The sequence below is a fragment of the Frankia sp. CeRuru1 genome, assembly GCF_977966315.1.
This window is the reverse complement of record NZ_CDWWEW010000382.1, coordinates 1-4836: the sequence shown is the minus strand read 5'-3', so window position 1 is coordinate 4836 and position 4836 is coordinate 1. Positions and strand designations below refer to the sequence as shown.

Genomic DNA, 4836 nt, shown 5'->3' with positions numbered 1-4836 from the left:
GTGCGCGGTGCCCGGCGGGAACGGCTGCTGGCCGCCGCCCGCGCCGGGGCGGACCTCGCCGAAGCAGGCGCCGTCCCGGAGGCGTTCGACGCCCGCGGTCTGCCGGTCGTCCATCTGGCCCGGGTGGTGGCGTACGACGTGCCCGACCGGACGGGTGGCGGCACCGGCGAACTGATCGTCCTGCTGACCACGATCCGCGACCCGGCGGACGCCCGGGCCGACGAGCTGGCCGCCGGCTATCACCAGCGATGGGAGGAAGAAACTGGAAACGACCAGCTCAAGACCCATCTGCGTGGTCCTGGACGGGTCCTGCGCTCGAAGCTACCGGACCTGGCCTACCAGGAGATCTGGTCGTATCTGATCGTCCACCATGCGATCAGCGCGCTGACCGCGAAGGCCTCCGCCGCAGCCGACCTGGACCCCGACCGGGTCTCGTTCACCAGAACCCTGCGCCTGATCCGCCGTACCGCCACCGGGACGGCGGACATTCCCCCCTCGGGACTGGGCTGACCAGCTCCCGGACCTGCTCACCTCGATCGCCACACTGCTGATCCCGCCGCGGCGGGAACGCACCAGCCCCCGCGCGGTCAAACGCGCCCGGCACAGCAGCTACCGGGTCAAAAAGACCGGCGAGGCCGCCAGCACCCGCCACGACAGCCCGCCCACCATCCGGTTCCACGCACTCAACCCCCGCGCCGCATGATCAATTTAGGCTACGTGGCATTGCGCGCAAGCGCACCACAACAGACGCGCTGGTAGGCCGCCTCACGGTCCGATCCTCTTGCTCCGGAGAACAGCCGGTGAGCGATGCAAACAAGAAGCACCACGTAGACCACGATGCTTGCGTATAGTTGGCTCCAGAAGGAGCATCGGCGCAGCCCCGAAAGGTTGGATGGTATCCCCATGGAGATGGGGGAAGGTGAGCTCTTCGGTACCCTCGTCGCATTGGTAGAGCGGCGGCGCGAGGACATTGTCGCAGCCTTCTTAACCCGTCTGCGCCACGACCGAAGCCCGCTGTTCAAGGACACCACGATCCGGGAACAGGTCGCCGCGCACGCCGAGCAGATTATCGACGATGTCCTGGCGAGACTCTCCCCTGGCCCGAAGCCCCCGCATCCGGGCGGCGACGCACTGGCGGCGGCGATCGGTGCCGCCCGTGCCGAACGCGGAATCCACCCGGCGGTGTCGCTGCGCGCCGCGAGCTCCCTCTTTCATTCTTTCCTGACCGTTCTCACCGAAGAACTGGCGTCCCGCGAGAACGGCCTGGAAGAACTGTCCCGGGCCGTTCTCGCCGTCGATCTCAGCCTCCAGCGCAGAATCCGGGAGAGCGCGGCGAGTTATGCCGTCTCGCTGCTCCAGCACATTCATCGGGCGCATGTCGACGAGCGCCGCCGGATAGCCCGGGAGGTGCACGACCGCGTCGGGCACTCGATAAGCGCCGCGTACCGCTACCTCGAGCTGTTCGACCTCTTCCAGGACAGCGATCCCGGCCGGGCCGCCGGCACGGTCGACCGGGCCGTCGACGCGTTGCGGGAGGGGCTGGAGAGTATCCGGGCGATGCTCGGTGAGCTGCGCCACGACGCCCCGTTGGAAAGCCTGCGGGCCGCGATCAGCGGCTATCTGGACACGATGGCCCCCGCTCCCCCGCGCACGCGGCTACAGGTCATCGGGGACGAGCGGTGGGTGCCGCCGGTGCTGCGGGACGAGGTGTTTCTGATCGTCCGGGAGGCGCTGCGCAACGCCTTCGCCCACGCGAAGGCCACCGACATCCAGGTCCGCCTCGAGATCTCCCAGCACTGGCTACGCGCCGTGGTGCGCGACGACGGGGTCGGGGTCGACCTCGACCTGCTCACCGGCCAGGCCACCGGGCTGACCGCCATGAAGGAGCGGGCCACCCTGCTCGGCGGCCACCTGATCCTGCGCAGCGAGCCCGAGGGCGGCACGGCTATGGAGCTGATCATGCCGCTGCCGGGTCTCGCGCTGTCCGGGCCGGCGCTGTCCGGGCCGGCGCCGGGCGGTGACTCGAGCACGCCCGGCGCGCACGACGACCATCTGGGCCCGCTGTGATGGGCGGCGTGACCGGGTGCACGACCGGCGGCGCGCCGACCCGCGTGTTCATCGTCGACGACCACGCGCTGGTGCGGGACGGGCTGCGCCAGATCCTGGGCACCACGTTCGACCTGCGCGTGGTAGGCGAGGCCGGTGACCAGGAATCCGCGCTGCGGCTCATCGCCCGCGAGCGCCCGGACGTGGTGCTGCTCGACGTTGAGATCCCCGGGGGCGACGTCCGGGAGACCGTGTCGCTGATCCGGCGCGGCTCCCCGACCACGCACGTCGTCATCCTGAGCGTCTTCGACAACGCCGAGCTGGTCCGCAGCCTGATCGAGCTGGGCATCCGGGGCTACCTGCTGAAGAGCGTCGGCGGCCGCGAGCTCATCGCCGCGGTGCGCGACGCCCGAGGAGACCACGACCGCGTGTTCCTTTCCGTGTCCCGAGAGAGCCTGCTCGGCCCGACGTTCAGGCGGTCGCTGCTCTCGGAGCGCGAGCTCGAAGTGCTCCGGCTGACCGCCGAGGCGATGAGCAACGCGCAGATCGGCGCCCGGCTGTTCCTCGCTGAGGCCACCGTCAAGAAGCACCTGCGCAGCGTCTTCACCAAGTTGGGGGCGGTCTCGCGGATCGAGGCGGTGAACAAGGCGGTCGCCGCCGGCATCCTGCCCGCGCCGGACTGACACGCGCCCCCAGCCGGCACCCGCATCCGGGTGAAACGCGCATCCCGGACGGCATCCGCGCGGCGGATCCAGGGCCGGGTTGATCGAGGTTCCATCCCGGCTCCAGCCGGATCGGCGACGGTGGCAGCGTCCCGCCGGCCATCCCGGAAGGAGCGGCGAGCGCCGTGACCGGTCCCCACGTGCACCAGACCCAGCACCAGACAACGATCGCCGCTCCGGCCGCCGCCGTGTTCGCCCGGCTGGCGGACGTCACCGGTTGGCCCCTCACGTTTGGCCCGACCATCCACGCCGAGCAGCTCGAGCGGGTTGGCGCCAAGGAGCGCATCCAGATCTGGGCGACCACCAACGAGGCGGTGCGGACCTGGACCTCGCGCCGCGTCCTGGACCCGGCCGCCGGACGGATCACCTTCCGCCAGGAGACCCCCACCGCACCGGTGGCGGCGATGAGCGGTGAGTGGATCGTCATCACGACCGCCCCGGCCGAGACGCTGGTCGTCCTGCGCCACGGCTTCGCCGCCGTCGACGACCTGCCCGGCAACGTCGACTGGATCCGCCGGGCCGTCGACATCAACAGCGACGCCGAACTCGCCGCGCTGCGTGCCAACCTGGAGCTGGAGCGCGCCCACGAGGGCCTGACCTTCACCTTCACCGACACCGTCCAGATCGCCGCCCCCCCGCGCCCGGTCTACGATTTCCTGCACGACGTCGCGAGCTGGCCCCGGCTGCTACCCCACGTCGCCCGCCTCGACCTGCGCGAGGGCGTCCCGAACGTGCAGTGGATGACTATGGACAGCCGCACCGCCGAGGGGACGGTGCACACCACCGAGTCGGTCCGGATCTGCTTCCCCCCGCTGCGGATCGTCTACAAGCAGCTCGTCCCGCCGGCGCTGCTGCTCGGGCACACCGGCGAGTGGACAGTGCACAGCACCTTGGCCGGCGCCGTGGCGGTCGCTCGGCACGCGGTGACACTGAACCCGGCGGCGATCGGGCGGCTGCTGGGCCCGGAGGTCACCGTCGACGCAGCCCGCGAACACGTCCGCACCGCCCTGAGCCGCAACAGCTCCCAAACACTCCAGCACGTCAAGATCTTCGCCGAACAGCACACCACCCCTGCAGCGAACCCGGGCGCGCGAGCCACGGGATAGCCGCCGATGTGCCCGGGTCGGGCCGGCAGTCCTTTCGGGACAACCGCCAGGGAGGCGACGGCGACAGCGTCCGTCGCAGCGGAGATGCTCCGGAAACTGGCGGTCCAGGTGACAACCGCCCCGGGGAATAACGAGATTGCCCACGCTGGTAGCGGGCGCGCACGTTGCGCGGGCCCGGTAACACTGGCTGTGGATCGTCGCCGGGGTCGCCACGGCGGGGGCGGTGGTGAGGATCTGGCATCTGCCGGACCGGATGCACCCGCCGGACACCGACGGCGAGGCGGAGGCGCGGGCGGCGTTGCAGGACGGCTACCCACGGTCGACGATCACTATGCGCTGTTGGGCCGGAAGGGCGGCACGGGCGGCGTGTGCTGGTAGGTCTCGCGAGCACGAAGAGGTGCGTCGTTGATGAGTTCAGTATTGGTGAAGAGGGCAGCGACGCCCATCTCGGACTCTCGACGATCGCGCCGACGGGCTCGCGCATCCTCGCGCATCTGCGGGAATTGTGCGGCTGCCTTACGGTAGACCGAATTCATGATCTTGTTGCCAACCTGATGATCGGCAGTAAAGATCATGTTGTAGAGAGGTACACCACCAACGTTGGTGAGCCGTAGCGTGTGAGTGAAGGCGTAGCCCTGGATCTTTTCCAGCCGCCAGCGCATCAAGTTTGTGAGTTCGTCACGGGTCTCCTCGGGGTCGAGCTGACCCAGGCGGCGCCCTTCGAGGATGGGGATCCACTGTCCGCGCCCAGCGCCAGCAGCGAATGCAGCCAGCCAGCCGAGACCGCCACGCCGCTCAGCTCGACAATCGCCTCCCGGGCCCGCTCGACCGGCAGATGCTGGCGGACCAGGAAATACAGCGCGAGCGCGCGCAGCTCCGGCCCGTAGGACACCGGCGCCGCGGACACCCCGTCGGGCCGGGCGGCCACATGGCGACGCCCACAGCCGCACACGACCTGGTAG

At 70.0% G+C, this 4836-nt stretch carries 4 protein-coding genes and 2 pseudogenes; 4 read left to right on the top strand and 2 right to left on the bottom strand.

The window, feature by feature from the left end:
• The 4 genes and pseudogenes from AC08OP_RS20865 to AC08OP_RS20850 all read left to right on the top strand — a co-directional run.
• Window positions 1-510, top strand: a pseudogene (locus tag AC08OP_RS20865) (hypothetical protein); the annotation flags it as partial.
• Between the two features lie 393 nt (window positions 511-903).
• Window positions 904-2067: a sensor histidine kinase gene (locus AC08OP_RS20860; protein ID WP_476615726.1), complete on the top strand. Its 1164-nt coding sequence runs from the start codon at window positions 904-906 to the stop codon at window positions 2065-2067.
• Window positions 2068-2075: 8 nt separating this feature from the next.
• The gene (locus tag AC08OP_RS20855) at window positions 2076-2729 is read left to right on the top strand and encodes a response regulator (protein ID WP_476615725.1); all 654 of its coding nucleotides are present in this window, start codon (window positions 2076-2078) and stop codon (window positions 2727-2729) included.
• 164 nt (window positions 2730-2893) lie between these two features.
• Window positions 2894-3874, top strand: coding sequence for an aromatase/cyclase (locus tag AC08OP_RS20850; protein WP_476615724.1), 981 nt, complete (start codon window positions 2894-2896; stop codon window positions 3872-3874).
• Between the two features lie 329 nt (window positions 3875-4203).
• On the opposite strand, the gene AC08OP_RS20845 is transcribed toward AC08OP_RS20850, so the two are convergent.
• A complete protein-coding gene (locus AC08OP_RS20845; RefSeq protein ID WP_476615723.1) occupies window positions 4204-4536 on the bottom strand; it encodes a hypothetical protein in 333 nt (110 codons plus the stop codon).
• Window positions 4536-4836, bottom strand: a pseudogene (locus tag AC08OP_RS20840) (hypothetical protein); the annotation flags it as partial. The pseudogene AC08OP_RS20840 and the gene AC08OP_RS20845, both read right to left, overlap by 1 nt.